The sequence below is a fragment of the Alteraurantiacibacter aestuarii genome (genome assembly GCF_009827405.1).
GTDB lineage: Bacteria > Pseudomonadota > Alphaproteobacteria > Sphingomonadales > Sphingomonadaceae > Alteraurantiacibacter > Alteraurantiacibacter aestuarii.
The window spans coordinates 246,136-271,786 of record NZ_WTYY01000004.1 but is presented as its reverse complement, the minus strand read 5'-3'; the positions used below and the strand labels follow the sequence as shown (position 1 = coordinate 271,786).

Sequence of the window (25,651 nt, the reverse complement as noted above, 5' to 3'; positions counted from 1 at the left end):
ACCCCTTTTTGCGACCTGACGCCACCGGGCCGCTGCTGGATCGACCGGGCAGAACGCCTCAGGCAAAATTGCTGACGCGTTCGAACAGCCAGAACACCGAGATGGTGCCCAGGGCATAGGCTGCCACACGCGTCGCCAGCGGCCGGGCCAATACGCGCTGAAGGCGGGGCTGGCTGCGGGCAAGGCGCGATGCCAGCGCCGCGATGCCAAGAATGGCAGCGACAAAGACAATCTGCCCCGCTTCCACGCCAAGGTTGAATGCCAGCAGCGCGGTGCCGATCTCTGCGCCGGGAATGCCGATCTCGCGCAGCACGCTGGCAAAGCCAAAGCCATGCAGCAGGCCAAACAGCGATGCGACCACGGTTGGGTAACGATAGGTCAGGCTGTCCTTGCGGCCCCGCACGATCTCCGCCGCCAGGAACAGGATCGACAGGGCAATGGCCGCCTCCACCGGGGCAGACGGAAGGCGCACAAGTTCCAGCGTGGACAGCGCCAGCGTGACCGAATGGGCCACGGTAAACCCTGTCAGCGCAATCAGCGTCCGCCGCCATGTTGCCGCGATGATCAGCAGCCCGGCGATAAACAGCAGATGGTCGAAACCGCCAAAAATATGCTCCATGCCAAGGCGAAGATAATCGCCGAACAGCTGCAGCCTCGACGGCTCCTGAGGCACTTGCCACACCGCTTCACTGGGCGGGAGAAGCGCTGAAATTGTCGGCGCTCCAAGCTGCTCCAGTCGGTACAGAGTGGACAATGACGGGTTGTAGATCGGGAAAACCAGCTCGAACTCGCGGCCCTGCACTCCGCCCGTGCAGGCAATGATCATGTCGGTCGCGCGGTTACCCTCCCCCTCATCACCGATGGTGACGGGCTGACACCCGGCAGGAGGCAGCAGATGCGGCCGATTGTCCATCGTCACACTATCCGGCGCGCGCACTCTCAGGGCGAAGCGATCGCCCGGCAGCTCACGGATCAGGACCGAAACCGGGCGCGCATCATGGGCCTTTGCGGGAATGACCGACAGGCTGGCAGCCATGCAGGCCAGCAGGCACAGCAAGACCCGCAGCACCGCCCGCTGCATCAGGAGTCCCCATTACCGGCAAGGCTCTCGATCGACGGCACGCCGACATAGCGCAGTTCATACTGGTCCACGAGCTCGTCCAGCAGCGCTTCCCTGGTGCTTGTGCGGCGCTCCTCCTGCACGGCGGCAAGCACCTGTTCGCGCACTTCGGAGAAGTCCGGCTCCCGCGCCTGCGTGCGGTCGGTGAACAGGATCAGGTGAAGGCCGTAATTGCCCGCAAACGGCCCCTGCCAGTTCTCACCCGGCTGCAAGGCTGCAAGCCTGGCCGCGAATTGAGGCCCCAGCTCATTGGCTATCGGCCCAAGGAACTGGCGCACATAATTGCGCTGATAGGGGAACCGGTCACCATAGGCGGGGGCATCGTTGAAGCCCGCATGGGCAGAGCGCAACCGGGCCAGCAGGCGCCGCGCCTCGGCTTCCATTCCGCCGGGATGGTCCTTCTCCGCATCGACAAACACATGGGTGAAGGTGAACTCTGCATCCTGCCGGAAGTCATCCATGTGCGCCTCGAAATAGGTGCGCAGTTCCTGTTCGGTGGGCGGCCGGGGATTGAGATCGGCACCGGCGACGAGATATTCGATCTTCTGCACCATGCGCCGCCTGATGACATAGTCGTTCTTGTCCAGACCCAGCGCACTCGCCTCGCGGGCCATCGCCTCCTCACGCACGTAGCTGCGCGCCAGCTCGGCCAGCTGCTCGTCCGACATGGAGTCATATTGCGCCGTGAAAAAGCCCGGCTCGAATGCCGAGGAGCGGTATTGCAGGAAATTCGTCAACGCCTCGCGATCGACGGTGATCACGCGTGAATCCGCATCCAGCACGTCCCGCTCCGTCACCAGTGAATAGGCCGCAAACAGCAAGCCGCCCAGCAACACGAAATGGGTAAGCGGCTCCTTGAGGAGCAGTCGCAGGAGGTTCATTTAACGGACCGGCGTATACCAGATGGGCGAAGAGTAAGCGCGTTCCTGGATGGTGGCCGGCTGGCCCGTCTGCGCCACATCGATGCCCAGCGCGATCGCATCCAGCAGCGAATGGCGCGGCGTGGGGATTTCCAGCACGCGAACATAGTAGAATGCCGCCTGATCGGCCTTGAAATCCGGATCGGTCCACACGGTGGCGAGCTGCACTGCACCGATGGAATTGGTGTAAAGGCCCGTTTCCAGATCGACGGTGTTTCCCACGGCGGGAAGATGACCGGCGCGATCCTTCTGCCTGCCATCGGACCATGCCACGTCATAAATGCGCTCATGCGCTTCGCCGTCATCGTCGATCCAGCCCTTGACCACCTGCACCCGGTCAAGATTGCCGCTGAGCGGGTCCTTGACCGCGTGGATCAACAGTTCCGGCGCTCTTCCCGCAGGTGCAGCCGTCAGGTCCCCGCCCATCGGTATGCCGCGCGCATAGCCGACCGCGGCAATATCGCGCGCATCGGCATCGGCGGCGGTGAAATTGAAGCCGCCGAACATCCGCAGCGCAATGCGCGGTCCGGTGGTGGCATAGACTTCCTTGCGCCGCAGGGCAGCAAAGATGCCAGCGCGCGTGTTCTCCTCCGCCCAGGCGGCCACCCGGCCCGATGCGCCCATTTCCCATGCCGGGAAAATGACCGGACGCGGTCCGATGACATGCTGGCTGAGCGGGATATCAGACACCAGCTTGCCGTAGAAATCGTTCTCCTGCACCGAACTGAGACCGGTGTGGCTGTCGGTCGAACCGATCATGCCGAAATTGTAGGGATTGACCCCGGTGCGGTCCTGGATCTGCAGGCCGCGCAGCAGGGCGGACCGGGCGTAATCGCCTTCATCCGCCGGGGTCGGCGTGCCGATCAGCAATTTGCGGCGGATTTCAAAATCGGCAAATTCGTCATTGGTGGCGATCTCCGGATGGACTTCGGACGTGCCCTTGGCCTGGGTCACTTCCACCAATGGCTCCCAGCTTTGCCGGGCGCGGGCATAGGCGGCCGAAATCGGCTGCCCGTCGCTGTCGGTCATCTGGAACATCAAACCGCCGGAAATATTCGAATTATGCGGGATGGCGAGGAAGTCGACACCGGTTCGCTCGCGAGTTGCGGACATCCATGCCCACAGGTCCTCCGGACGCTGGCTGTCCTGGCTGCTGTAGGGGATGAAGCTGGCCGCACCTTCGGCATCGGTATTGGCCACCACCACGCGGTGCAGGTTCTTGCCGCCATCGACAACAGAGGACCATTCCCAGCCGAACATGGTAGTGAAGGTGCCGGGGATGTAATTGCGCTCAGCCGCCTCGATCTCCACGCTCCAGGCCGTGCTGCGCACCGCATCGGAATAGACCTGGCTCATCATTTCCTGCAATTCGGGCGCAGGCGGGCCAGCCATGCCCGCGGTGGTCACGCTCATCGCACCGCCACGGCCCGGATCGCGCACATGGGCTGCCATCGCGCGCCGCCCCCAGGGGGTTGCCAGCAAGGTCTCATCCGCGCGGTTGAGCAGGGTGAACAGGCCCATCATCTCCGCATGGTCGGTGACCGCCATGAAATCCAGCGGGCGACGAATCTGGATCTTGCGATCAAGGCCCGGCTGCTGGATCGGAATGCCGCGCGCATAGCGATAGGCCATGTCCGGCGTGACGGTGGTATTGGCGGTTATATAGGCATCGAGCGAGTGATTGGTGTGCAGGTGCAGCTCACCCCAGAACAGCTGGGTTGCACTGGGCCCGTTACCCTGCGCAACCGATTGCGCGAGAGGCACCATGGCCAGCGAAAAAACCGCCGCTCCGCCCAGCACCAGCTGACGGATACTCATTCGCGCTCGCTCCGGACCGTTCGCACTCATCGGTCGCACTCCCCCCTTGGACATACATCGCTCTCCACCACGTGGGCAGGATGATGATGGGTACAGGCCTTGTCAATGCGGGCCGGTGCTATTGAAGCTGCGTCAATCGGTCACTGGAATCGATTGATGCAGGATGGCGAGCGTTCCGCTGTCAGCGCCCTACCGCAACATAGCGCAGGCCCTGCTTCTCCACATCCGTACGGCTGTAAAGATTGCGCAGGTCCACCAGCAGCGGATCGTTGAGCACTTCGCGGGCGCGGACAAGGTCCAGCGCGCGGAAGGCATCCCATTCGGTGACGATAACAGCCGCATCGGCGCCGGTCATCGCGTCATAGGAATTCTCGCAATAGGTCAGGCCCTCGATCACGGCCCTGGATGTTTCCATGCCTTCGGGATCATAGGCGCGCACGGTGATGCCCGCCTCCTGCAATGCCTTGGCGATATCGATGGCGGGCGAATCGCGCATGTCATCGGTATTGGCCTTGAAGGTCAGCCCCAGCAGCGCCACGGTCTTGCCCGCAACATCGCCGCCCATGGCATCGATCACCTTTTGCCCCATGGCCATCTTGCGCCGGTTGTTCACGTCCACCACCGACTGCACGATCTGCAAGACAGCGCCATATTGCTGGCCCGTCTGGAGCAGTGCCAGCGTGTCCTTGGGGAAACATGATCCGCCATAGCCCGGCCCCGGCTGGAGGAAGCGCGAACCGATGCGGCTGTCCAGACCGATGCCCTTGGCGACATCGCTCACATCGGCGTCCACCTTCTCGCACAAATCGGCGATTTCGTTAATGAAGCTGATCTTGGTCGCGAGGAAGGCGTTGGCGGCATATTTGGTCAGCTCCGCTGCGCGCCTGCTCATCGAAAGGATTGGCGATTCATTGCGGGTGAGCGGGCGATAAATCTCCTGCAACACCTGCTCGGCATGGTCATCGTTGACACCGATCACCACCCGGTCCGGATGCTTGAAATCGTCGATTGCCGCACCTTCGCGCAGGAATTCGGGGTTGGAAGCTACGGAAAACTTCAGGCCCGGGCTTGTCTCTGCAATGATCCGCTCAACCTCGTCACCCGTGCCGACAGGAACGGTGGATTTGTCCACCACCACGGCGCCATCGCGCAGCAGCGGGGCCATTTCCGCAGCAGCTGCATAGACATAGGACAGATCGGCATGACCATCGCCGCGGCGGGAAGGCGTGCCCACTGCAATGAACACCGCATCGGCGTGTGGCAGGACTTCGGCGATATCCAGCGTGAAGCTGAGCCGGCCAGCCTCGACATTGGCTTCCACCAGCGCATCGAGCCCCGGCTCGAAAATTGGAATACGGCCATCGAGCAGCGCGTCGATCTTGGACTTGTCCTTGTCCACGCAGGTGACATGATGCCCGAAATCGGCAAAGCAGGCACCTGAAACAAGGCCGACATAGCCCGTCCCGATCATAACGATACGCATCCATGAATCCCTATTTTGTGATGGGCGTCCAATGCCCTTATGCGGTTTTCGAAAGTCCTGGCCGGTCCTAGTCGAAGCGTTGGAGAGGAGGCAAGTGTCAGCCCCGTCCGCGATAGGAAGGCACACCCTGATCGGGCAGCCACAGGGCTTCGGGCGGTTTCCCGCTTTGCCAGAAAACGTCGATCGGAATGCCGCCGCGCGGATACCAATAGCCGCCGATCCGCAGCCATTGCGGCTGCATTTCTTCGAACAACCGCTGGCCGATGCCCACGGTCACATCCTCATGAAAGCCATTATGGTTGCGAAAAGCTCCCAGGAACAGCTTGAGGCTCTTGGATTCCACGATCGTGTCCCCCGGCGCATAATCGATCACCAGATGGGCAAAATCGGGCTGGCCGGTCACCGGGCACAGCGATGTGAATTCAGGCGCGGCAAAGCGCACAAGATACAAAGATCCGGCGCGCGGATTGGGCACATAATCCAGCACCGCTTCATCGGGTGATGCCGGGAGCGCGCTGTGCTGCCCCAGATGCAGCGGGGCGGACGAAGATACATCCTTGGTCATGGCCCGCCTGATGCCGCTTTCACACCGGCGTTACAAGTCATAGGTTTTTGCGCCCTGACGCTGCGACACATTTACCTGAGCGCAGCCATGTTCTACGCCGTGCACATGGATAGTCTCGTCTCAACCCAATGGCTCGCACGCGAGCTTGGCTCACCCGATCTGGTCATTCTGGATGCATCGACCCATCTGCCCGATGCCGGGCGCGATCCCGCCGCGGATTTCGCCAAGGAGCATATTCCCGGCGCGCGCTTTCTGGATCTGGCCAGCCTGTTCGATCCGGAATCGCCCGTGCCCGGCGCAGTCCCCACACCGCAGCAATTCGCCGCGCGCATGGCAAAGCTGGGCATCAGCAATGACCAGCGACTGGTCATCTATGACGATTCCTATGTCAAAACCTCGGCGCGCGCATGGTTCATCTGCCGCCTGAACGGCGTGAAGCAGGTTGCCGTGCTGGACGGCGGGCTGGGCAAATGGCGCAGCGAAGGCCGCCCGCTGGAAAGCGGCGATGTCACCAGCGCTCCCGGCGATTATGCGCCCACCCCGGCTGGCACGGACCGCCTGCGCACCAAGGCGCAGGTGCTGGCCAATATCGACAGCGGGGCAGAACAGCTGGTGGATGCGCGCGGCGCCAAGAGATTTACGGGTGAGGAAGGCGATTTCCGCCCCAATATCGCCAGCGGCCACATCCCCGGATCGCGCAATGTGGTGTTCGATCAGGTGCTCAACCCAGACGGAACATACAAGGACCCGGCGGCTATTGAAGCGGCCTTCAAGGCGGCAGGCGTGGACCTGACCTCCCCCATCGTCACCACCTGTGGCGGCGGAGTGACGGCATCGGTGCTGCTGTTCGCGCTGCATCTTGCCGGCAAGGACGATGTTGCCCTGTATGACGGCAGCTGGAGCGAATGGGGCGCCGATCCCGCCCTGCCCAAGGAAATGGGCGAGGCTGTGTGAAAGAAGGCGGCAAGGGGAAAAGCCGTGGGCCGGCAACCAGGGCCGTAGAGGCCGGCCGCCGCAAGCAATGGACAGGCGCGGTGGTCAATCCGCCGATCTGGCGGGCCAGCACGCATCTTTATGCCGACAGCGCAGACCTGGCCGCAGGCCGTCCCGATGAAGACGGGCATTTCTATTACGGTCGCCGCGGATCACCCACGCAATGGGCGCTGGCCGATGCGCTGACGCAGCTTGAGCCGGGAGCGGCAGGAACCGTGCTCTATCCCAGCGGCGTCTCCGCCATTTCCGGCGCGCTGCTGGCGGTGCTTCGTGCAGGCGATGTGCTGCTGGTGACTGACAATGCCTATGAGCCAAGCCGCATGATGGCGCGCGCCGTGCTGGCCGATTGCGGCATTGAGACGCGTTTTTTCGATCCACTCGATACCGCAGGCTTCGCCGGCCAGTTTTGTGATCGGACCAAAGCCGTGCTGTTCGAATGTCCGGGCAGCCTGACCATGGAAGTGGGCGATGTCCCCGCCATGGCCGCCACCGCGCGGGAAAAGGGCGCGGTCAGCCTGATCGACAACACCTGGGCATCCGCACTGGGCTTTCCCGCGCTGGAGCGCGGCTGCGATATTTCCATCATGAGCCTGACCAAGCACGTTGGCGGCCATTCGGACCTGATGATGGGTTCTGCTTCTGCGGACGAGAAATTCTATCGCAAGCTGCGGCACAAGAGCCAGGCACTGGGCGTGGTGGTCTCTCCCGATGATGCAGCCCTGGCGCTGCGCGGCCTGCGAACCATGCCGCTGCGGCTGGAACGCAGCACGGCCAGTGCACTGCAAATCGCCCGCTGGCTGACAGACCAGCAGCAAGTGGCGCATGTGCTGTGCCCGCTGCTGCCCGGCGCGCCCGGCCATGCACTGTGGCAACGCGACTTCACCGGCGGCTGCGGCCTGTTCAGCTTTGTGCTGCGCGGTGCCAGCCCGGCCCAAAGCGCCGCCTTCATCGATGCGCTGGAGCTGTTCGGCATCGGTTACAGCTGGGGCGGATTTGAAAGCCTGGCCATCCCCTTTGACCCCAGCCGCGCGCGCAGCGAAACACCGTGGCCCCCTGCCGGGTGGCAACAGGAGGACAGACATGGCATTAGATTGTCCATCGGCCTGGAGGATCCTGCTGATTTAATTCAGGATCTGCACCAGGCCCTTGATGCAATGGGAAAATTATGAGCCAGATAAGCCAGCCGCAACCATCCTCCACGGGAGAAGAAGTCGTCGCCGGAGCCGAGGCGCTGAAAGACGCTGTCGCCGAAAAGAGCGGCACTTTTGCCGAAATCGTTCACCAGCTCGATGCATGGGGCTTCACCTTCGCCGATACGCGCTTTTCGATCTGGACAGCGCTGGTGGTGGTGCTGGTTGTGGTCGGCATTCTGCTCTTCGCGCGGCTGTTCACGAAATTTGCCCACAGCCTGCTGCGGCGCGCGACCAAGCTCGACCCGTCGCAGCGACTGCTGGCGGAAAAGCTGCTGAGCGTTGCCGTCTGGGCCATCGCCATCATGATCGGCATAGACATGCTGGGTATCGATCTTACCGCTCTGGCGGTGTTCTCGGGCGCATTCGGCCTCGCCATCGGTTTTGGCCTGCAGAAGACGTTCGGCAATCTGATCGCCGGGATCATCCTGTTGATGGACCGGTCGATCAAGCCGGGGGACGTGATCGCCATTGCCGATCAGGCGGGCAACGAGACGTTCGGCCAGATCCGCAAGATCGGCATTCGCGCCGTGTCCGTGACCACGAGGGATGAGCGTGAATATCTGATTCCCAATGAAAACCTGATGATCAATCAGGTGGAAAACTGGTCCTACTCCTCGCGCCAGGTACGCATGCAGGTGAGCGTTGGCGTGTCCTACGGCTGCGACATGAACAAGGCCGAGCAACTGATGCTGGAGGCCGCCCGAAGCGTGGACCGCGTGCTCAAGAATCCGCCGCCCAGCGTGTGGATGAGCGAATATGGCGACAGCTCGGTCAATTTCGTGATCCACTGCTGGATCGATGATCCGGAGGAAGGCGTGGGCAATGTCCGCTCTGCCGTGCTCAAGCGATTGTGGGACCTGTTCCAGGAAAACGACATCGAGATCCCCTTCCCTCAGCGCGATCTCAACCTGCGCGACAACGCCCAGTTCCAGCAATTGGTGGCAGCAATTTCGCAGCGGATGGACAAGCGCGAACAGGCCGACTGAAAGCCGTACTTGAGGGGGCGGTAAAGTTCACCTTAGCCCCGCAACACTCATTCTCACTGGCCTGAAAAGGCCACTGGCATCATTTAGCCGCCATGGAAAACCATGGCACGATCTATCTCGTCGGCGCAGGTCCGGGTTCAGCGGACCTGCTGACCGTGCGCGCAGCCAGGCTGATCGGGTCTGCCCGGCTGATCGTGCATGACGGGCTGGTCGATCCTGAAATACTGCAGTTGGCGCGTCCCGATGCCCGGCTGATCAGCGTCGCAAAGCAGCGCGCGCGCCACACCATGGCGCAGGAAGACATCTGCGCCCTGCTCGTTCGCGAGGCGCTGGCGGGGCATGATGTGGTCCGGCTGAAAGGCGGCGATCCGTTCATTTTCGGGCGCGGCGGCGAAGAGGCAGAGGCTGCCAATGCCGCCGGTGTCCGCGTGGAAGTGGTCCCCGGCATCAGCGCCGCCAATGGTGCAGCAGCCGCAGCGCAGATACCGCTGACCCACCGCGATCATTCCTCCATCGTCACCTTCGTGGCCGGGCAGTGCAAGGGCCTGACCGAGCAGAACTGGGCCGGTCTGGCCGGACAGGGCCGCACGCTGGTGATCTACATGGGGGTCAAGACCGCACCGCAGATTGCCGAGAAACTGATGGCGGACGGGCTTGCCCCGGACATGCCGCTCGCGGTGATCGAGAATGGCGCGCGCGCCAACATGCGCGTGCTGCGCGGACCACTCGCCGCCCTGCCCGATCTGGTGGAACGTGAACGGGTGAAAAGCCCCGCGCTGATCGTGATCGGCGAAGTGACCGCAGAAGTGACCGCTCAACTCATTGAAAAAGCGGCAATACAGACAATTGGAGTGATGCAGCAGTGAATATCCTGACCGGAAACGACCTGAAGACCGGTGCTGTCGTATGGTGGGATGGCCAGAACTGGTCACTCCATGTGGAAGACGCGGTCGATGTCGGCGATCAGGGTGAGGCGATCCTTGCCCGCGAGGAAGCCGCGCGCCGGGTCAATGCATCCTATGCAATTGCCGCCGAAGCCACGCCGGAAGGCCCCCGCCCCGCCCATATCAAGGACCGCGTGCGCGCACTTGGCCCGACCGTGCGCCCCGACCTGACCCTCAAACCCGATGACGCTGCGGCCATCGCAAAGGTGATCTGATGTATCTGTACGACCAATATGACCAGGCGATGGTCGATGCCCGCGTGGCCGAATTTCGCGATCAGGCGCAGCGCCGCATTGAAGGCAAGCTGACCGAAGACCAGTTCAAGCCGCTGCGACTGATGAACGGCCTCTATCTGCAACTGCATGCCTATATGCTGCGCGTGGCGGTGCCCTATGGCACGCTGAGCGGTGCGCAGATGCACGCGCTGGCCGACATCGCCGACAAGTATGATCGCGGCTATGGCCATTTCACCACCCGCCAGAACATCCAGTACAACTGGATCAAGCTGGAGGATGCCGGTGACATTCTGGCGGACCTCGCCAAGGTGGAAATGCACGCCATCCAGACCAGCGGCAATTGCATCCGCAACATCAGCTCGGACCATTTTGCAGGGGCTGCGGCGGATGAAGTGGTCGATCCGCGCCCCTATGCGGAGATCCTGCGCCAGTGGTCCAGCTTCCACCCTGAATTCAGCTATCTGCCGCGCAAGTTCAAGATCGCGGTGATCGCCAGCGAAAGCGATCGCGCGGCCATGAAGCTGCACGATATCGGCATCCAGATCGTGAAGAATGACGCAGGCGAGCTGGGCGCGAAGTTCTTTGTCGGCGGCGGCATGGGCCGCACCCCGATGATCGCCCCGTGCATCCGCGAATGGGTCGATCTGGACCAGCTGGTCACCTATTGCGAGGCCTGCCTGCGGGTCTACAACCGCTATGGCCGGCGCGACAACAAGTACAAGGCGCGCATCAAGATCCTGGTCCATGAAATGGGCGCGCAGGAATATGCGCGGCAGGTGGAGGGCGAATTCGCCCACCTGCTGGAACAGGGCATCGAACCGCCCTTTGCCGAGCTGGAGCGCATCCGCACCTACTTCGCCGATCCCGCCTTCAAGACCGGCCTGCCGACAAGTGCCGACCGCAGCGATCCCAATTTCGCGCTGTGGATGGATCGCAATACCCATCCGCACAAGGCGCCGGGCTATGTCTCCGCCGTCATCAGCCTGAAGCCGGTGGGCGGCATTCCGGGCGATGCCACGGCGCAGCAGATGCACCTGATGGCCGATCTGGCGCGCGAGTTCAGCTTTGACGAATGCCGCGTGATGCACACGCAGAACATCGTCCTGCCGCATGTCGAAATCGGTCGCCTGCATGATCTGTGGACGGCGCTGGACGCGGCCGGTCTGGGCACGCCAAATCTCGACCAGATCGACGATATCATCGCCTGCCCCGGCCTCGATTATTGCAGCCTGGCCAATGCCCGGTCGATCCCGGTGGCGCAGAAGATTTCGCAGCGCTTTGCCGCCAATGGCAAGGGCGATGAGCTGGGCCAGCTGAAGCTGAAGATCTCCGGCTGCATCAACGCCTGCGGGCATCATCACGCGGGCCACATCGGCATTCTCGGCGTCGACAAGAAGGGCACTGAAAACTACCAGCTGCTGCTCGGCGGGTCGGAGGCGGAGGATACCTCCATCGGCAAGATCACCGGCCCCGGCTTTGACGAGGACGGCATTGTCGATGCGGTCGAAAAGGCCACCGACGTCTATCTCGCCCAGCGCACCGAGGGGGAGCGTTTCCTCGATACCTATCGCCGGATCGGCATGGCCCCTTTCAAGGAGGCTCTTTATGACTGAGACCCTTACAAGTGAGACCGCGCAAATTCGCTTTCGCAACGATGATCCCGTCGGCGATCCCGCCGTCACGGTTGAGGCCTTCGTCGGCCAGTCCAACGCGCTGGCCGTCCGCATAGAGCCGGGCGATGACGCCCGCGACCTGCTGCCGCATCTGGGCCGCATCCGGCTGGTGGAAGTCAACTTCCCCGCCTTTGGCGACGGACGCGGCTATTCCGCATCGCGCATCCTGCGTGAGGCCGGATACACCGGCGAACTGCGCGCCGTGGGCGATGTGCTGGTGGACCAGATCGCCTATATGCAGCGCTGCGGTTTTGACAGTTTCGCCCCTGCCCAGCCGCTGGATGCAGGCGACGTGGAAGCCGCCCTTGCGCGCTTTCCCGATGTCTATCAGCCCACCACCGATGCGCGCGTGCCGATCTGGACCCTGCGCCATGGCTGAAGCCGATCCCATTGCCCGTCAGCGCGACGTGATCGACACCGCGCCTGCTTATACGCAGACCGATGCCGATCGCCTCAACCTGCGCTTCAAGGGCGTGGATGTGTCCACCATGCTGGGCCAGCTGTTCGCCGAGGGAGAGCTTGGCCGCGTGGCGGTTGTCTCCTCCTTCGGAACGGAGAGCGCGGTCCTGCTGCACCTGGTGGCCAGCGCCGATGCATCGGTGCCGGTGATCTTTGTCGATACGCTCAAGATGTTTGACGAGACGCTGGAGTACCGTGACACGCTGACCAGCCTGCTGGGCCTGACCAATTCCTCCGTCGTCACCCCTGATGCCGCCGTGCTGGCGGCGAAGGACGAGAACGGCCTGCGCTGGAGCTGGGACCCCGATGGCTGCTGCGAGATTCGCAAGGTGGAGCCGCTGGCGCGCGCCAAGTCCGGCCTCGATGCGTGGATTTCGGGCCGCAAGGCCTTCCAGTCCGTTACCCGTGAAAACCTGCCGCGTTTCGAAGTTGAGGACGGCCGGCTCAAGATCAACCCGCTGGGTGACTGGACCAAGGACGATCTGGAAGCCTACTTCGACCTGCACGATCTGCCGCGCCACCCGCTGGAGGCTCAAGGCTATCTTTCGGTCGGTTGCGCGCCGTGCACCAGCACCGTGAAACCGGGCGAGGACCCGCGTGCCGGACGCTGGCGCGGATGGGACAAGACCGAATGCGGCATCCACGTTCCCGGCGCCTCGCAGGACGGCGATGAGGGCGATCTGCCCCCCGGCTACGAACCCGCTTTCTGAGTCGATTCACCTGAAAATTCAGTCACGTGCAAAAAGCGCAATGGCTGGTGCAGTAATCGCGTTTGTGTGATGGGCCGCGCCCGCACATAGAGGGGGTGCCTTTCAGGCATCCTCTCCCAAAAACTTCCAGCCCGGCCGTTCATTCGGTCGGGCTTTTTTGTTGGTGTTTGGGGGTGGCGGCTCAGGACTGGCGGCTCAGGCGCGTTCAAGCAGGCCGAAGGCGACCAGCGTTTCCACCGTGTCACGCAAATCTTCCGCATCCTCCACGCTGAAATCGCTGATCGCCAGATTTCCGGCAGCCAGTCGCTCAGCCAGTTGCGGTGCGAGGTCCGGCTTCAGGGTGATGGCGGACCCCGCCAGCGTCACCTGCGGCTCTTCGCCCTCCAGCTCCATCGAATAGAGAATGCCCTCACGTACGCGGAACCTGTCATCCGCCGCGATGCCGGCAGCGAGCGTATTGAGTGCACCGCGCACGCGCGTGCCCTGGTCCATGATGAAATTGCTGCCGAATACCGAGAGCGTCGCTTCAAAATTCGCCTTGTCGCGTAGCTGGTCCACCAGCGAGCGGAAAATCGCCTCGTTCGCGGCGCGTTCGCCCTCGTTGAAATAGAGCGTTCGCGGCAGCGAGTGGCGCATTTCAGGGATGCGCAGGCTGGCCTCCGCCACCGCCTCCAGCATGAATTCCGCCCAGGTCTGAACAATGATGCCCACGGTGATGTGCAGGCTGACCTCGTCCCCTTCATTGGGTGCCCGGTGCGCCATGCCGCGCGGGACATACAGGCACTCTCCGGGATTGAGCGTGAAGCTTTCCCGCAGTTCACCCACATCGTCACGCTCGCGGCGGAAGCCCTCGCCCTTGAACGGCAATTGCTCGCGGTTGCCGTAGATTTCCCATTTCTTGGAACCCGACACCTGGATCACGAACACGTCATGGTCATCGTAATGGATGCCGAAACCATGCGCATTGCTGGGCGTGAGATAGATATTGGTCTGTATCCGCGCGCCAAATTCCCGCTCCAGCGCAAGGCAGAATGTGTACAGCTTGCCATCGGCAAAGTGCAGCTGCGGCAGGACGATAGTGGCCCCATTGCGGAAGTTATCGAGCACGCTGCCGCGATCGATCACGCCATTGGCAAAAGTATACTCCTCTGCCGGCAGACCCTGCCCGGACTTGGCCATGGTCAGCGATGTTGGCGGCAGTTCGGAATCGGAAATGATCTCGTCAATCCGGTCGATGCTCAGCAAATCCTGCACGGCGGCAACCGGGCCGGGCGTGCGGTAATATTCCCGCTCATACCAGGAATCGAAGAATTCCTGAGGGCTCAATGGAGCTATCAGGCTCTCAAGCGGACTCTCCTGCGGCCCCCGGGCCGTTACCGATTTCATCTATCCACAATGTCCCAAGGCGCCCGAACAGGCGGCACTACACACAATCAACCAATGGGCTGGAGCCAATGAGTTGCCAGCGAATGCGTTGGTGTTGCGGCCTCAGCGGCCGGTGCCACGACCCCGGCCATAACGGGCAGAATCCGAATCATCGCCATCGGTCAGGCCGCTACGGCCATAACCGGAACGATCATTCGAATCGCTATCGGTGTAGCCGGTGCCGCTGCCGCGACCACGACCCGGTGAATCCGAATTGGTGCCCGAATCGCTGTCCGTCAGGCCGGATGACCGCCCGCCGCCGCCACCGCGGCCATAATTGGCGCGATCGTTGGAATCGGCATCGGTATAGCCGGTGCCGCCGCCGCCACGGCCATAGCTGGCGCGGTCATTCGAATCGGCGTCAGTATAGCCAGTGCGGCCGTGCGAAGCGCTGTCATTGGGATCGGAGTCGGTCGTGCCGGTGCGGCCATAGCCGGATCGGTCATTGGGATCGGAATCCGTGCGCCCGGTGTTTTGCGCCTTGGCTGGTGAGGTTATCATCGTGCTGGCAGCAGCACCGGTGACCAGTGCAACAAAGGAGCGGCGCGATACCCGGCTGGTTTTTTTCGGCATTCTTCTTCCCCCGATATTCTGCCCGACATGCCATTTCAGCCAGGTAGAACGTGACCCTCACATCTCCCATAGCACTATAAGCACAATTCGCGAAAGATGGATGAAATTTTATGATAGGTTTGCGCCATTGCGAGAAAGTTTGCAGCGGCGACAATGACATCCATCAGGCAGGAAATTACAGCCAGCCCTTGTCCCGGTACCATTGCCCGGTAGCCGCAAGACCACGCTGCGTTGCCACCTGCGCCTGCCACAATTCGGGCGGAACGCGCTTGTCCTGGCTGCTGACCCAATCAGGATGGATCATGTAGCGGGCCCGGTCGAGTGTCAGCTTGGCCTTTCCGCCGCGAACCATGCGGTCAAGCCGGGCGGCTGCCAGCACGGCCCAGGGCGGGAGCTGCGGGGTCCAGACCCTGCGGCCCATCGCCGCCCCGATGGAGCGGGCAAGATCGGTGTGGCTCCAGCCGCCTTCGCGCCCATCGTCAGGCTCAAACATGCGGTTCAATGTGGCGGGCGTTCCCTCCACCAGATCCAGCAGCAGGCGGGCAAGATCCTCGACATGGATGATAGACGCGCGGCCGTTGCCGGGCATTGGCACCACGCCGAATTTGGCGGCGCGGAACAGATCGAGCATCTCGGTATCGCGCGGGCCGTAAATCGCCGGGGGCCGGATGATCGTCCAGTCCAGGCCGCTGACCTGCACTGCCTCCTCCGCCAGCCGCTTTGACCGGCCATAATCGGACAATGCCGGCTCGCGCGCGGACAGCGAGGACACGAACAGCATGCGCTGCGCCTGCACGCCCCTGGCTGCGGTCAGGAGGTTTTGCGTCCCCGCCACATTCCCATGTTCGAAACCTGCGGCATCGGGCGCATTGACCACGCCGGCAATGTGCAGCACGGCGCGCGCACCGTCCACCAGGCGGGAGAGGGCAGCCTTGTCTTCCAGATCGCCGCCGACCCATTCCACCAGATCGCGCGGTTCCTGCTGCTTGCGGGTCAGCGCGCGTACCGCCAGCCCCCGCCGGCGCGCTTCATCGAGCACGCTCTGGCCGACAAACCCGGTGCCGCCGGTGATGGCGATGGTCACAGCAATACCAGCTGATCGCGGTGGATCACTGCAGAGCGCGGGGAATACCCCAGCAGCGCCTGCAACTCCTCGCTTCGATAGCCCTTGATGCGGGCAATTTCGTCAGCATCATATTCGACCAGGCCCTGCCCCAGCGCCCGTCCCTGTGCATCGCGCACCGCAACCGGATCGCCCCGGCGAAAATCGCCTTCGATCAGGGTAATGCCAGTCGCCAGCAGGCTTCCGCCCTTGGCCAGCGCCTTGGCGCAACCGGTATCGACAACCAGCACGCCCTTCATCCGCTGACGGCCGCCCAGCCATGACTTGAGCGCGCCATCGTTGCGGCGCGGCAGGAACAGCGTCCCCCGATCATGCTGGAATGCCCGCTCAAACGGTCGCACATGCGTGCCGTTGATGATCGCCAGCACAATGCCCGCACGCTCGGCAATTTCGGCTGCCTGCAGCTTGGATGTCATGCCGCCCGATCCAAGCCCGGAGCTGGAGCCGCCGGTGGCCATGTCGTGAATGTCCCGTGTCACCCCTTCGACCAGCGGCAGCATGCGCGCATCCGGATCGGCGGGGTCGCGATCATACAGGCCATCGATATCGGACAGCAGGACCACGGCATCGGCACGCGCGGCCTGCGCGGCGCGCGCGGCCAGCCGGTCATTGTCGCCAAAGCGGATTTCCTCGGTAGCGACCGAGTCATTCTCATTGATGACCGGCACCGCGCCCGCCTGCAGCAACTTGCCGATGGTGGCAGCGGCATTGAGATAACGGCGGCGATCGTCGAGGTCTTCCAGCGTCACCAGCAATTGTGCCGCTGTCAGCCCGCATTTGCCCAGCAATTGCGACCACAGGCCTGCCAGCGCGATCTGCCCCACGGCTGCGGCGGCCTGCGCATCGGCCAGATTGGAGCGGCCTCCCCGGGCCAGCCCCAGCTTTGCCGCACCCAGCGCAATTGCCCCGGAACTGACGACGATGACCTGCTGGCCGCGCTTTCGCGCCTGGGCAATTTCCTCACACAGCGCCTCCAGCCAGGCACGGTTGGGCTGGCCGTCCTTGCCCACAAGCAGGGCCGAGCCAACCTTCACCACGAGGCGCGGTGTCTTGGCAGGATCGGCGAGGTCGGCAAGGCGCGTGATAGTCATGCTGCTTCGCTTAGCGAAAGGTGAGCCGCAGGCAAATGGCCCAGCGTCAGCCCAGTGGTGACCAGGGCTGTTCCTCGGGCTCCTCCTCGCCAACTTCGGCAGGCAGGCGACCGGGCGTTTCAGTAGTGGTCTGCGTGGGCAGATAGCCAAGAACGGCATCAAGCAGATGGGGAATACCCGCCCCCGTGGCACCCGAAATGGGGAACACCTTTTCCGCTCCGGCAGCGATCAGTTCGGCAGAGAAGCCCTCCACCAGTTCGGCATCGGCCAGATCGGTCTTGTTGAGCGCAACCAGCCGCACCTTGTCTTCCAGCGCCGCGCCATAGGCCTCCAGCTCGCCCTCCACGATGCGCATGGCTTCGACCGGATCATCGCCCGAAATGTCGATCAGGTGGATCAGCGCGCGGCAGCGCTCAATATGGCCAAGGAAACGGTCGCCAATTCCGGCACCTTCGGCGGCGCCTTCGATCAGGCCGGGAATATCGGCGATCACGAATTCGCGGCCCTTGTGATGGACAACGCCCAGCTTGGGCACCAGCGTGGTGAAGGCGTATGCGCCCACCTTGGCACCGGCATTGGATACGGCATTGATGAAGGTGGATTTGCCGGCATTGGGCAGGCCGACCAGTCCAACGTCCGCCAGCAGCTTCAGCCGCAGCCAGACCGCCAGCTCCTGCGCCGGCTCTCCGGGCTGGTGCTGGCGCGGGGCGCGATTGGTGGATGTCTTGTAACTGGCGTTACCGCGTCCGCCCAGCCCGCCTTCCAGCAGCACCACGCGCTGACCTTCGTGGGTGAAATCCGCCAGCACGGTTTCGCGGTCCTCGTCCAGGATCTGCGTGCCCACGGGCACTTCGATCACCAGATCCTCCGCGCCCTTGCCGGTACGATCACGGCCCATGCCATGTCCGCCGCGCTTGGCCTTGAAGTGCTGGTGATAGCGAAAATCGATCAGTGTATTGAGGCCGGGAACAGCCACGAACACGACATCGCCGCCCTTTCCGCCATTGCCGCCGTCGGGGCCGCCATATTCGATGTATTTTTCACGCCGGAAGCTGACCGCGCCCGGTCCGCCCGCGCCCGATTTGATGTGAACTTTTGCCTGGTCGAGAAAATGCATTGTAACTGTTTAACCTCAAGTGCCAGCAGGACCATGCGGCCCGCCGGCTATCATCGCCGCTGATCCCTATGCAGGTGCAAGGGGCGGCTGAACGCGCGCGCTGGCGCCTTTGTGGACCCGATCTAGTCCAGTCTCCGGCCACTGTCACGGTTTCGGTGTGTGATCGGCCAGCATGGCCGGCGGCGTGCGGGCCGGTTTGCCCGCGCCCTGCGAAGGAACGCGCCTGGGAAAACTGGTGGAGCCGAGCGGGATCGAACCGCTGACCTCGTCATTGCGAACGACGCGCTCTCCCAACTGAGCTACGGCCCCGTTTGCGCCCCGGCGCAGGAAAACCTGCCTCAGGGACGGCGGCTAATAGCGAAACGCCGCGGCGCTTGGAAGGGGGAAGTTGCACCCGACCATCCCGCCAATTCCGTCCAGCCTACTCCGCCACAGCCGTGTTGGGCACAGGTTGCACCACCGGCGTCGCCACACTGCCTTCCGAGACCGGAATGACCGGTATGCCCACGCCCGTCTCCGGGTCGATCACTTCGCCCAGCAGTTCACCGGACTGACCGGCGATCAGGCTGGAGGATACACCGCCGCCCTGCGCACCGTAAACTGCCACATAACCGGGCTGCGACGCGCCATATTGCGAACCATAGCGCCGGTCCCAGTCGGCCGAGGCCATCTGATAACGCTCGTAATCGTCGAAGAACTGCTCAAACGCATTTTCGAACAAGGCCAGATTGGCCACGGCATATGCGGTCAGGTCCTCTGGCGGTGTGGTCACGAGCTGGCTGGCCAGCGTGCGCGCCACATTGCAGAAGCCATTGCGCGCAGCCGGCAGGGCGAAGTAATTGTAAACCTGCGTCAGGTCGGCCTCACGCGCCCGAATGGCGGCGCGGCTGGAATCTGCCTGCCGCCGATAGCGGCGATCAAGCTCTTCATTCACAGAGGTCAGCTCGCGCGCGAACATGCGCAGGAACAGGCCATAGGAATCGGTGATCTGAGCGTCATCAGGCCCGGTGCAATTGAGCGCAGCCACATTCCAGCCGGAGCGGAAGTGCCACACGGCCGTCTTCTCATCGATGCCGTAGTTCACGGAAAGGCGCTCACCATCCGCGCTCTTGGCAGGCACATCCATCACATAGGCCGCGCCCGCAGGCGGAATCGGGCGGTAAGGGATCGGTTCGGGTGCAATCACCACAGGCGGAGGAGGAGGAGGCGGAGGGGGCGGCGGCGGTGGCGGCGGCGTGGCACAGCCTGCCAGCAGGCTCAGGCCCAAAACCACGGCAATGGGTTTCCAGCGAATGGTCAGCATGCTCTTCCCGATTCCTCTCTCGCAGCGCCAGGGCTTTTGCATAGCCAATCGCGCCTGAATGTCTTGTGACCGACTAACTAGCTTGCGAACAACGCAAAAGAAATGCCCGGAGTGCAGCTATGCACCCCGGGCACGATGAAGTGAATCCTGATTGCGATCAGGCGAGTTATCAGTTGCGTGATGCGCCCATGAAACGCAGCAGGAACAGGAACATGTTGATGAAATCGAGGTAGAGGCTGAGCGCCCCGAGCACGACCATCTTGCCCAGCGGGTAAGATGCGGCAACACCCGGATTGGTCACCTTCAGCTGCTGGATCTGCATGTACTCGGACTTCAGGCGCTGCGTATCATAAGCGGTAAGACCCGCGAAGATCAGCACGCCAAGGAAGCTGATTGCCAGTTCCAGAGCGGTCGATCCGATGAAGATGTTGATCACCGAAGCGATAATCAGGCCAACCACACCCATGATCAGGAAGCTGCCCATGGCGGACAGGTCCTTCTTGGTGGTGTAGCCAAACAGGCTGAGACCCGCAAAAGCGCCCGCCGTGGCGAAGAACGTCGCCGCGATCGATCCGCCGGTATAGACTAGGAAGATCGAGGACAGCGAAAGGCCCATCAGCACCGCAAAGCCCCAGAACATCATCTGGAGAGTGCTGGTGGAAAACTTGTTGCGGCCAAAGCTCATCGCAAACACGATGGCCAGCGGTGACAGCATGATGATCCAGCTCAGCAGGCCGCCGGTGGTGAACACCTGCGCCGCCATCGACTGGTCCCCGCCACGCGCGAACAGCATCGCTACAATGCCCGTGAGCAATACGCCCGAGGACATGTAATTGTAGATCGAGAGCATGTGCTTGCGCAGGCCTGCGTCGAAAGTCGAGCGGCCAGCGACATCACCCGTCTGGCTCGGCGACACCCCGAAGCCCTGCCGGGTCGCACGGTCGTCGTTCCAATTTGCCATTTGATCCAAAACTCCGTTTGTCCGGCCTCACATAGCGGGCCGGAATGTGTCCAATATCGAGTGTGCGGTGGGAATTTTCAAGGGAAACCGTATGCGCTGTGGTTAACGGCGCAAAGCCGTCATTTGCGGGCTTCGCGCACCATCTGGGCGCTGCGATCACGCGCGGCCCGCAGGCATTCGGTGATCAGGCGGCTAAGCGCCTCGTCATCGTCCAGCACATCCAGCCCGGCGCGGGTTACCCCGCCCTTGCTGGCGACCATGTCTGCCAGCTTGCCCGGATCATGCGGCGATGCCGCCGCCAGCGACGCTGCGCCTTCCACCATTGCAATGGCCAGACGGCGCGCCTGATCTTCGGGCAGGCCCAGACGAGTGGCCGCACCGCCCAGCGCATCGATAAAGCGATAGACAAACGCCGGGCCGCTTCCTGCCAGCGCAGTGACAAGATCGAACTTGTCCTCACCAATCCATTCGGGCGTGCCCAGCGGGGCCATCAGGGCGATCACGCCATCGCGGCCCGCTTCATCCAGCCCTGCCTGCGCAAGCGCAACCGGCGCCTTGCCCAGAGAGACTGCCAGATTGGGCATCACCCGCACATGGGCGCGGGCCGTTGGAAAATGCTGCGCCAGAACGTCCAGTTCAACCCCCGCCAGCAGCGACAGGATCACCGTGCCGCTGCCTGCCAGAGGGGCCACCTGCGGCGCCACATCGGGCAGGTTCTGCGGTTTCACGCCCAGCAATATCGCGTCGAATTCACCCGCTTGCGGCAATTGCCTGGCAACCGGAATATCGCCCGGCGCACCATCGCGCACCGGATCGACGACGGTGAAGCCGGACGGATCACGGCCAGCCGCCAGCCAGCCTTCCAGCATGGCCCCGGCCATATTGCCGCAACCGACAAGGAGAATGGAATCGAACATGGGAATGCCCGATATCAGGCTTCGCCCGCTGCATCCACCAAAGCGGAATCCAGCGCATCGCGGGCACTCTTGTCTCCCCACAGCACAAACTGGAATGCGGGATAGAAACGGTCGCATTCGGCAACCGCGCTTTCCACCGCCAGCTGGGCGACCGAAAGCCCCAGCATGCCATCGTCACCCAGCATCAGGCCGTGGCGATAAAGCAGCACGCCGCCTTGCGTCCAGATATCGAAATGGCCGAGCCAGAGCTGTTCGTTGATCATCGCCAGCAATTCATAGGCGGCGCGCTTCTTGTCATCGGGCACGCGCACTTCGGGCAGGCACAGCAATTGCAGCACACGGTCTTCTCGACGCCAGATTCCGCGCAGCTGGTAAGTCGTCCAGCTTCCCTGAATTTCTCCGCAAATTTCGTCATCATTGACGAATTCGCAGGGCCATCCATGCGCCTCGAACAGCGCCGCCAGCATCTCTACCGGGGCGGCATCTTCGGCTTCTTGCATCGGCTCACGCCCGGTGTTCATACAACTGGGATCCCGTTCTCGGATTGCTCTGCCAGTCAAATCGCGCGCCGGGCGAATAAGCGCAATGGGGGAGCCATGACGTCATCGGGGAGAACTCGACAAGGCTGTTGGCAAGGTGTGCAAAAATAGCTGGAGAATGGCGGGGATAGCTTGGGGACAACTGCGTATTTACGCCTAGTTGAGCGCGGTTACTTCCTCCCCTTCGGCGCTGGTGAACCGAAACGCATCAACACCGGCGTTGCCCAGTGCGGTAACGAACTCCTGCGCCGCGCGGGCAGAATCGAAAGGCCCGGTCAGCAGCCTGTTGGTCTGATTCCAGCGCGCGCGATAGGCCGACCGGTTGTCCAGCAGGCCATCGGCATTGCGCACCAGACGGCGCCAGTCAAAGCGGAATGCTGCCAGATCCTGCCCGGTAGCGACCTGCACCCAGTGGCGACTGGGATGTGCGGGCGGTGGCGGCGGTTCGGGTGCCTTCTGCTCACGCACAGGTACAATGGCGGTGATATCCACCGCGCCCGGTGCAGCAACCGGTGCGGCGGCTTCCTCCTCGAGTGAGAAATCAGCAAACACATCGGCCAGGCTGACCGGCTCCTCCTCGGCCACCACGGTTGCGGCGGGAGTTGGAGAAGGAGTTGGAGTTGGAGTCGGGGCCGGTGTTGCTGCGGGTGTTGGTGCGGGATCGGCGACTGCCACAACTGCCGCCTGTGCAGGCACTTCCTCGCTGATGGAGAAGGAAGGCTGGGCCTCAGGCTCTGGCACCACCGGTTCAGCGCTTGCCAGGGCGGGCAGTTCTTCAGCAGCGCTACCCAGGGCCGCGCTACCCAGTGCCGGACCGCCGGGGATCAGCCGCGCATCGACATTGCTGGACGGTGACGATGGCAGCGGCGTGGCGGCATTGCGGGCAAGGCGCGGCTCATCACGGCCAATGTCTGCCGCCCTGGGGAACGAACCCAGATTGGCTGCAGCCGCCTGCTGTGCCGGGGTCAGCCGCTGCATATAGCGCAGGTACGGCCCCATCCGGCGCGATATGCGTGGTGGCAGCATCGTCTCGGCAATCGAGACCGCTTCATCCTCCCGGCCCAGAATCGCCAGCGCGAAGGCGCGCGTGCGATAGGCGGCAAGGTCGCGGCGCTGCAACAAGGGGAGCAGGATCGCTTCGGACGCGGCCTGATCGCCGGCAATGGCGTAGCTGAGGGCAAGGCGCCGCACCGTTTCGGCATTTTCATCGCGTGATAATGCCTGCCCATATAGTTCCTGCGCGCGGGCATTCTGACCGATCAGGTCGAACGCCAGCCCGCGATCCGCAGCATAGCCATCCAGATTTTCGCCTGCGGCCTGCGCCCGGTCGAACAGGTCGAGCGCCGCAACCGGGTCTTCCTGGCGCAGGGAAACTAGCGCCAGGCCGGATAGCACCGCACCATCATCGGGCGAAACGGCGCGCGCGCGGACAAAGAAGCCCGCAGCCGCATCCACATCGCCCAGTTCCAGTGAGGCGCGCCCTGCAGCGATGAGCGCGGGGAGCGATTCGGGTGCGCGTGAAAGACGCCGCAACGCCTCATTCAGGCGCTCCGACGCGGGATTGGGCAATTGCTGAACCACTTCCTGTGCCTGCACAGCAAACGGGGCGCAAAGACATTGGAACGCACCCACCGCGCACAGCAGCAGTGCGCGATGAGGGCGGACCCGGTTGGTTTTTACGATCATCGCTGCCGAATACACATCCCGGCCTGAACGCCGGAAAAATGACCGGCTATTGATTGTTCTGGCGGCCAAGAAAGCGGGGAATACGCATGGCCGAGCTCTGCTCTTCCTCGTCATCTTCCTCGTTCTCATCTTCCATGCCTGCGCGCGAGAGGTTGGCCATCCGTTCAAACAGCGTACTTCCACCGGCAGGGGCAGCAGCTGACGCAGCAGCCGGTTTCGGTTCTGCCGGAGCAGCCTCAGCCTGTGGAGCAGCATCATCGGGACCGCCGAAGAACCGGCGGCGCCTGTTTGCCTGAGGGTCAGGGATCGGCTGATTGGCTTCGGCCAGACGCGAGGCATCGAGCAGCAGCTCATCCTGCCCGCGCGCATCGCCCGTTTCTGCCGCACCGGCATCGCCAGTTTCAGAAGCGGGTTGCGCCTCCTGCGTCAGTTCGAACATATCATCGCTGCCTGGTGCATCACCGCCCTGATCGCCGGACCGGGCCGACATGGCCGCGAAATTCTCGGTCACGGAACCGGTGAAGCCATCGTCTTCGCCATCATCAGGCAAGGCACCCGCGTCGGAGGCTTCATCCTCCTCCCGCAAGGAATAGGCATCACCGTCGTCCGTTTCGGACTCGGGCAGGTCGAACGAGGCGTTCAGGCCATCATCCCGGTCATCTTCGTCGGTCGAATCCGCACCGATTTCAGCTGCGGTGGGAAGCGGCAGAACGGGCTTCTTCGGCCCGCGCGACGCACCCAGGTTGAGCGGCTGCCCGGCGGAATGCGCCTGTTCGGAGCCTTGCTCTATGCCGGTTGCCACCACGGAAACGCGGATCTTGCCATCGAGGTCGGGATTGAAGGCTGAGCCCCAGATGATGTTGGCTTCGGGATCGACCAGCTCGCGAATGTGGTTTGCAGCCTCATCCACTTCCAGCAGCTTCATGTCCTCACCGCCGATGATGGAGATGATCACGCCCTTGGCACCCTGCATCGACACGCCATCGAGCAGCGGGTTGGCAATGGCGCGTTCGGCCGCTTCCAGCGCGCGGTTGGGGCCTTCGCCTTCACCCGTGCCCATCATCGCCTTGCCCATCTCGTTCATGACGGAGCGAATATCGGCGAAATCGAGGTTGATCAGGCCCGGCATCACCATCAGATCGGTGATCGAGCGCACACCCTGCTGGAGCACTTCATCGGCCAGGATGAAAGCTTCCTTGAAGGTGGTTTCCGCCTTGGCCACCAGGAACAGGTTCTGGTTGGGAATGACGATCAGCGTATCGACGTTCTTCTGCAGCTCATCAATGCCGGCCTCGGCTGCGCGCATGCGGCGCGTGCCTTCGAACAGGAACGGCTTGGTCACCACGCCCACGGTCAGGATACCGTTGCGGCGGGCGATCTCTGCAATCACCGGCGCAGCGCCAGTGCCCGTACCGCCGCCCATGCCGGCAGCGATGAAGACCATGTTCACGCCTTCCAGCGCGCGCTCGATCTCGGCAATCGTTTCCTCTGCCGCCGCGCGGCCCACTTCCGGGCGCGAACCGGCACCCAGGCCCTGGGTAATGTCCGGGCCAAGCTGGATGCGATGTTCCGCAAGCGCGTTGTTCAGCGCCTGCGCATCTGTGTTGGCGACGATGAAATCCACGCCCTCGATCTCTGATTCGATCATGTTGGCAATGGCATTGCCGCCAGCGCCGCCAACACCGATCACGGTGATCCGGGGGCGCAGTTCTTCAACCGAGGGGGGTCCGATATTGATGCTCATCTCGATGCTCTCCTGAGGAGCCTGTACAAAAATTGATATTTCGCTTGTGCCACAAAGCGATTCCAGCCGTTA

At 62.9% G+C, this 25,651-nt stretch carries 24 protein-coding genes and 1 tRNA gene; 8 read left to right on the top strand and 17 right to left on the bottom strand.

Going from position 1 to position 25,651, the window contains the following annotated elements; all coding sequences use genetic code 11:
- Nucleotides 1-58 precede the first annotated feature (58 nt).
- The 5 genes from GRI32_RS09555 to queF all read right to left on the bottom strand — a co-directional run bounded on the left by GRI32_RS09555 (nt 59) and on the right by queF (nt 5,906).
- Complete coding sequence (locus GRI32_RS09555) at nt 59-1,081, bottom strand: HupE/UreJ family protein (protein ID WP_160591632.1); 1,023 nt, start codon at nt 1,079-1,081, stop codon at nt 59-61.
- Nucleotides 1,081-2,001, bottom strand: a complete 921-nt coding sequence (locus tag GRI32_RS09550; protein WP_160591630.1) for a peptidyl-prolyl cis-trans isomerase — start codon at nt 1,999-2,001, stop codon at nt 1,081-1,083. Before GRI32_RS09550 ends, GRI32_RS09555 begins: the two co-directional genes overlap by 1 nt.
- Nucleotides 2,002-3,858, bottom strand: a complete 1,857-nt coding sequence (locus tag GRI32_RS09545; RefSeq protein WP_202386010.1) for a DUF3604 domain-containing protein — start codon at nt 3,856-3,858, stop codon at nt 2,002-2,004. It lies immediately after the preceding gene.
- 181 nt (nt 3,859-4,039) lie between these two features.
- On the bottom strand, nt 4,040-5,341 hold the full coding sequence (locus GRI32_RS09540) for a UDP-glucose dehydrogenase family protein (RefSeq protein WP_160591628.1): 1,302 nt from the start codon (nt 5,339-5,341) through the stop codon (nt 4,040-4,042).
- 97 nt (nt 5,342-5,438) lie between these two features.
- A complete protein-coding gene (gene queF, locus GRI32_RS09535; protein ID WP_160591626.1) occupies nt 5,439-5,906 on the bottom strand; it encodes a preQ(1) synthase in 468 nt (155 codons plus the stop codon).
- A 105-nt stretch (nt 5,907-6,011) separates the two neighbouring features.
- On the opposite strand from queF, the gene GRI32_RS09530 reads away from it, so the two are divergent.
- From GRI32_RS09530 to GRI32_RS09495, 8 genes are all read left to right on the top strand, one after another.
- Nucleotides 6,012-6,860 carry a sulfurtransferase gene (locus tag GRI32_RS09530; protein WP_160591624.1) on the top strand — a complete coding sequence of 283 codons (849 nt, stop codon included), beginning with the start codon at nt 6,012-6,014 and terminating at the stop codon, nt 6,858-6,860.
- On the top strand, nt 6,812-8,068 hold the full coding sequence (gene metC / locus GRI32_RS09525) for a cystathionine beta-lyase (protein ID WP_160591622.1): 1,257 nt from the start codon (nt 6,812-6,814) through the stop codon (nt 8,066-8,068). Before GRI32_RS09530 ends, metC begins: the two co-directional genes overlap by 49 nt.
- Entirely contained in the window at nt 8,065-9,078 is a 1,014-nt protein-coding gene (locus tag GRI32_RS09520; protein ID WP_160591620.1) for a mechanosensitive ion channel family protein, read from the top strand. Before metC ends, GRI32_RS09520 begins: the two co-directional genes overlap by 4 nt.
- Before the next feature lie 92 nt (nt 9,079-9,170).
- A complete protein-coding gene (gene cobA / locus GRI32_RS09515) occupies nt 9,171-9,944 on the top strand; it encodes a uroporphyrinogen-III C-methyltransferase (RefSeq protein WP_160591618.1) in 774 nt (257 codons plus the stop codon).
- Complete coding sequence (locus GRI32_RS09510) at nt 9,941-10,237, top strand: DUF2849 domain-containing protein (RefSeq protein ID WP_160591615.1); 297 nt, start codon at nt 9,941-9,943, stop codon at nt 10,235-10,237. The genes cobA and GRI32_RS09510 overlap by 4 nt, the downstream gene beginning before the upstream one ends.
- A complete protein-coding gene (locus GRI32_RS09505) occupies nt 10,237-11,871 on the top strand; it encodes a nitrite/sulfite reductase (RefSeq protein ID WP_160591613.1) in 1,635 nt (544 codons plus the stop codon). The genes GRI32_RS09510 and GRI32_RS09505 overlap by 1 nt, the downstream gene beginning before the upstream one ends.
- Nucleotides 11,864-12,310, top strand: coding sequence for a DUF934 domain-containing protein (locus tag GRI32_RS09500; protein ID WP_160591611.1), 447 nt, complete (start codon nt 11,864-11,866; stop codon nt 12,308-12,310). Before GRI32_RS09505 ends, GRI32_RS09500 begins: the two co-directional genes overlap by 8 nt.
- On the top strand, nt 12,303-13,100 hold the full coding sequence (locus tag GRI32_RS09495) for a phosphoadenylyl-sulfate reductase (RefSeq protein WP_160591609.1): 798 nt from the start codon (nt 12,303-12,305) through the stop codon (nt 13,098-13,100). The genes GRI32_RS09500 and GRI32_RS09495 overlap by 8 nt, the downstream gene beginning before the upstream one ends.
- A gap of 195 nt (nt 13,101-13,295) precedes the next feature.
- Here the strand turns inward: GRI32_RS09495 and GRI32_RS09490 are convergent, their stop codons facing one another.
- The 12 genes from GRI32_RS09490 to ftsZ form a co-directional block, all read right to left on the bottom strand.
- Nucleotides 13,296-14,486 (bottom strand): cupin domain-containing protein, encoded by a 1,191-nt coding sequence (locus GRI32_RS09490; RefSeq protein ID WP_160591607.1) that lies wholly within the window; start codon nt 14,484-14,486, stop codon nt 13,296-13,298.
- Between the two features lie 102 nt (nt 14,487-14,588).
- Entirely contained in the window at nt 14,589-15,098 is a 510-nt protein-coding gene (locus GRI32_RS09485; RefSeq protein WP_160591605.1) for a hypothetical protein, read from the bottom strand.
- Nucleotides 15,099-15,273: 175 nt separating this feature from the next.
- Nucleotides 15,274-16,182, bottom strand: a complete 909-nt coding sequence (locus GRI32_RS09480; RefSeq protein ID WP_160591603.1) for an NAD-dependent epimerase/dehydratase family protein — start codon at nt 16,180-16,182, stop codon at nt 15,274-15,276.
- Nucleotides 16,179-17,312 carry a glutamate 5-kinase gene (gene proB / locus GRI32_RS09475; protein ID WP_160591601.1) on the bottom strand — a complete coding sequence of 378 codons (1,134 nt, stop codon included), beginning with the start codon at nt 17,310-17,312 and terminating at the stop codon, nt 16,179-16,181. The genes GRI32_RS09480 and proB overlap by 4 nt, the downstream gene beginning before the upstream one ends.
- 46 nt (nt 17,313-17,358) lie before the next feature.
- Complete coding sequence (obgE, locus tag GRI32_RS09470; protein ID WP_160591599.1) at nt 17,359-18,429, bottom strand: GTPase ObgE; 1,071 nt, start codon at nt 18,427-18,429, stop codon at nt 17,359-17,361.
- 233 nt (nt 18,430-18,662) lie between these two features.
- Nucleotides 18,663-18,738 (bottom strand) — tRNA-Ala (locus GRI32_RS09465).
- 112 nt (nt 18,739-18,850) lie between these two features.
- On the bottom strand, nt 18,851-19,732 hold the full coding sequence (locus GRI32_RS09460; protein ID WP_160591597.1) for a hypothetical protein: 882 nt from the start codon (nt 19,730-19,732) through the stop codon (nt 18,851-18,853).
- 169 nt (nt 19,733-19,901) lie between these two features.
- Nucleotides 19,902-20,693 (bottom strand): Bax inhibitor-1/YccA family protein, encoded by a 792-nt coding sequence (locus GRI32_RS09455; protein ID WP_160591595.1) that lies wholly within the window; start codon nt 20,691-20,693, stop codon nt 19,902-19,904.
- Between the two features lie 119 nt (nt 20,694-20,812).
- Nucleotides 20,813-21,616, bottom strand: coding sequence for a pyrroline-5-carboxylate reductase family protein (locus tag GRI32_RS09450; RefSeq protein ID WP_337190196.1), 804 nt, complete (start codon nt 21,614-21,616; stop codon nt 20,813-20,815).
- A gap of 8 nt (nt 21,617-21,624) precedes the next feature.
- Nucleotides 21,625-22,131 carry a type III secretion system chaperone family protein gene (locus tag GRI32_RS09445; RefSeq protein WP_160591589.1) on the bottom strand — a complete coding sequence of 169 codons (507 nt, stop codon included), beginning with the start codon at nt 22,129-22,131 and terminating at the stop codon, nt 21,625-21,627.
- 174 nt (nt 22,132-22,305) lie between these two features.
- Nucleotides 22,306-23,835, bottom strand: a complete 1,530-nt coding sequence (locus GRI32_RS09440; protein WP_160591586.1) for a tetratricopeptide repeat protein — start codon at nt 23,833-23,835, stop codon at nt 22,306-22,308.
- A gap of 46 nt (nt 23,836-23,881) precedes the next feature.
- The gene (ftsZ, locus tag GRI32_RS09435) at nt 23,882-25,579 is read right to left on the bottom strand and encodes a cell division protein FtsZ (RefSeq protein ID WP_160591584.1); all 1,698 of its coding nucleotides are present in this window, start codon (nt 25,577-25,579) and stop codon (nt 23,882-23,884) included.
- Nucleotides 25,580-25,651: the final 72 nt, after the last annotated feature.